The sequence below is a fragment of the Thiobacter sp. AK1 genome (assembly GCF_039822265.1).
Classification (GTDB): Bacteria; Pseudomonadota; Gammaproteobacteria; order Burkholderiales; family Thiobacteraceae; genus Thiobacter; species Thiobacter aerophilum.
Map to the genome: position 1 here is coordinate 1 of NZ_JBAJEX010000029.1, position 695 is coordinate 695.

Annotated in this window: 1 protein-coding gene; it reads left to right on the forward strand. The window is 55.4% G+C overall.

Annotation, left to right across the window (positions count from 1 at the left end):
- Nucleotides 1-126: 126 nt before the first annotated feature.
- Nucleotides 127-695 (forward strand): hypothetical protein (locus V6E02_RS12925; RefSeq protein ID WP_347309214.1); only part of this gene is annotated, 569 nt, incomplete at its 3' end.

Consider the following 695-nt stretch of genomic DNA (forward strand, 5'->3'; position numbering starts at 1 on the left):
GAAACGCGAGGGCGATGTCATCTACTTCGGCATCGAAAACGACTACCTGCCGGAATCCGGCAATCCCTGTCCGCCTGTGAATCAGGGCGGGGGTAATCAAAGCAGACCATGAAAGGATGTTTCAAGATGATACGGATTCGCCAAGCGTTGTACGTGATGGTTTTGGCCGTGTTGGTCCAATTATCTGCGGCTGCGGCACAGCCATTGAAAAGGGTCCCGTCTGACGGGCCAGATGACAAATCCATCAAGGTGTTCGCGGGCAAAGCCGTGACGCCTTATTACGCTGATCCACGCATCAAGCAAAGGGCCTTAGTGTCGGACCGCATTCTCGATGGATTTGAGGCTGCTCCTAAACGCCTGACCCTGTCGAATGGCACAGCCATTTATTGGGGTTTCAGACATCGGGAGGCAACGACCGAGTCTGTTGCCATATTTGATGGGCAAGGCCGCCCACGCCTGCTCGCAGCAGTGGACAGCATCCCTTGGTGCGATGGCTGGCATTGCGAACCCTTCACCTCTGTCGAGGCATTCGAAGCGGATGCCAGCAGAACCTTCCTGCATCCGGGTGTTACCCTGTTCGTCCGTGACAAGCGCGACCTCGAAACCTATCTTCCTTACTTCAAGCGCTGGCTGCATGCCAAATTGTTGGGCTTTAACGTCGATTGCAAAGACCCCAAGATGGCGGACGCCTGCAG